The organism is Halorubrum sp. AJ67, from assembly GCF_000513435.1.
This window is the reverse complement of the sequence record NZ_CBVY010000007.1, coordinates 118,173-120,744: the sequence shown is the minus strand read 5'-3', so window position 1 is coordinate 120,744 and position 2,572 is coordinate 118,173. Positions and strand designations below refer to the sequence as shown.

Below are 2,572 nucleotides of genomic sequence, written 5' to 3'. Positions count from 1 at the left end.
GTGTTCGGCCACGGCTTCTCGTACGGCGGCATCGCGCAGGGCTTTCTGGTCACGCAGGAGCCGGACCTGTTCGCCGCGGCAGCGCCGGAACACGGCATCTACGACCTCCGCTCGGCGTTCGGGACGGACGACACGCACGTCTGGCTGGAGGCTGAATTCGGCCTCCCGTGGGAGAACCCCGAGGCGTACGACGCGTCGACGGCGGTGTTGGACGCCGGCAACATCGAGACGCCGCTGCTCGTGATGGCCGGCGGCGAGGACTGGCGGTGTCCCTCTTCGCAGTCGGAGCAGCTGTACGTCGCCGCCCGGAAGCAGGGAATCGACGCGGAACTCGTCGTCTACCCTGACGAACACCACAACATCGGCGACCCGGACCGTGCGATCCACCGGTTGGAGAAGATCCTCGACTGGTACGAGACGCACGATCCGGCGGTCGACGCGGAGGAACGCTGAGCCGGAGACGACGGCGGAACCCCCTCAGTCGGCGGATTCCACGCCCGTGACCTCAAAGCGCGCGCCGCCGCGCTCCCCTTCGGTCACCCGCACGTCCCACCCGTGCGCCTCGGCGGTCCGCGCGACGATGTTCAGCCCGAGCCCCGTCCCCTCCGCCGACGTCGAGTAGCCGGCTTCGAACACGTCGTCGCGCTCGTCCTCGGGGATCCCCGGCCCGTCGTCGGCCACGTAGAACCCGTCGGAGAGCGACCCGACCGTGATCGACGCGTCGTCGCCGGCGTGTTCCACGGCGTCGTCGGACTCCGTCCGGCTGCTCGTGGAACCGTGTTCCACGGCGTTCCGCAGCAGGTTCTCCACGAGCCGTCTGAGCCGGCGGCGGTCCGCGCGCACCGAGCCGTCGACGTCGACCGCGATCGTCGCCGCGTCCGTCCCGACGGCCCGCCAGCAGTCCCGAGTGAGTTCCGCTAAGTCGACGGGCTCCGTCTCGGTCACCGCCTCGCCCTCTCGGGCCAACCGGAGGAGGTCCTCGATCAGCGCCTCCATCCTGTCGTGCGCCCGGTCGACCGCTTCCAGGTGGGGACCGTCGCGCTCCGTGCGGGCCAGTTCGACCCGTCCCTGCGCGACGTTGAGCGGGTTCCGGAGGTCGTGTGAGGCGATGGATGCGAACCGGTCGAGGCGCTCGTTCTGCCGTTTCAGTTCGGCCTCCCGTTCGATCCGGTCGATCGCGTTCGCCGTGTGGCTCACGAGCAGCTCGGCCAGTTCGATGTCCTCCTCGTCGAACGCGGCCGGTTCGGTGCTGACGGCCTGAAATACGCCGTACTCGCCGATCGGGACGCTCAGCCCCGACCGGTACGACGGGTTCGCTGGGTCGCTCTCCTCGCCGTTCACCTCGTCTATCACGTACGACCCGCCGGACTGAAACGTCCGCCCGGCGAGTCCCTGGTCGGTCCGCATCCGCCGGCTCCCGCCCGTCGGCGCGTCCTCGGAGGTGGCGTAGGGAACCAGCCAGTCGCCCTCGTGAAGCACCACGGTACACATGTGGAAATCGAGGACGTCGGCCGCCGCGGCGACGGTCTGTTCGCTCGCCGCCTCGACGGTCTCGGCCGTCTGGATCGACGTTGCGATGTCGTGGAGCGCCTCGACGGCGAGTTCACGCCGCTTCCGTTCGGTGATCTCCTGTACCGTGCCTCGCACGCGAACGACCGTCCCGTCCTCGAACCGCGGTTCGCCGCGGGTCCGAACCCAGCGCGGGTCGCCGTCCGCGGCGTCGATCCTCACTTCGAGGTCGTACGGCTCACCGCCTTGCGCCCGTTTGACTGCCTCTCGCACCCGTTCCCGGTCGTCCGAGTGGTAGCCGTTCAGCGCCCCCTCAAGCGTTGGATCGTCGTTCGGAGACCGGTCGAAGATCCGATACACCTCCGCGGTCCACGCGAGTCGCTCGGTCTCGACGTCGTACTCCCACGCGCCGACGTCCGCGATCGCCAGCGCCTCGTCGAGGAGCTCCGTCCGGTAGGAGAGGTCCGTCGCCTCGTGCGCACAGACGGCGGCGATCCGGTTCGCGAGGACTCCGTGCGTTCCCGTCTCCGGTCCCCTCCGAAAGACGTCCGTGGCCCCCGCATCGAGCGCCGCCGCGACGGTCTCGTCGCTCTCTCCGCCGACGACGAGAAGAAACGGCAGGTTCGGGTGCGCCTCGCGGACGCGTTCGAGCGCGTCGAGGGCGTCGACGCGAGGCCCGCGTTCCGAGACGACGCAATCGAACTCGCACTCGGCGAGGCGGTCCAGCGCCTCGTCGACGTCGGCCGCGAGTTCGACGTCGAACCGGCCGTCCGCTCGTTCGAGGCGGTCGGCGACCGTCTCGCCGCGGTCGGGCTCGCCCCCGAGGTAGCAAACGCGAACGACCGGCGGAGCCGTTTCCATCGTTCTGTAATGTGACGCGCCAGACACGTATATCGGTTAACCTCCCGGACGCGCTTGCGTCGGACCGCCGAAACGCCCCCGGTGCCGTCTCAGTGCTCGACGAACTCGACGAGGACCCCGCCCGTCGACCGCGGATGGAGGAAGGCAACCTCGTGGCCCCACGCGCCGGGGCGCGGCTCCTCGTCGACGAGGTCGATGCCGA

Annotated in this window: 2 protein-coding genes and 1 pseudogene (1 of these 3 running past the window's edge); 1 reads left to right on the top strand and 2 read right to left on the bottom strand. The window is 69.8% G+C overall.

The features are described from left to right. The coding region (locus BN903_RS08220; protein ID WP_048077285.1) for a S9 family peptidase at positions 1 to 453 on the top strand (453 nt) is incomplete at its 5' end. 24 nt (positions 454 to 477) lie between these two features. Here the strand turns inward: BN903_RS08220 and BN903_RS15840 are convergent. Further along, the gene (locus BN903_RS15840; RefSeq protein WP_079890623.1) at positions 478 to 2,370 is read right to left on the bottom strand and encodes an ATP-binding protein; all 1,893 of its coding nucleotides are present in this window, start codon (positions 2,368 to 2,370) and stop codon (positions 478 to 480) included. 89 nt (positions 2,371 to 2,459) lie between these two features. After that, positions 2,460 to 2,572, bottom strand: a pseudogene (locus BN903_RS08210) (methylmalonyl-CoA epimerase); it runs 319 nt beyond the window's last position.

Excerpts from the sequence above, each read along its gene's own strand:
- BN903_RS15840 (WP_079890623.1), bottom strand. The coding sequence starts at position 2,370 with ATGGAAACGGCTCCGCCGGTCGTTCGCGTTTGCTACCTCGGGGGCGAG.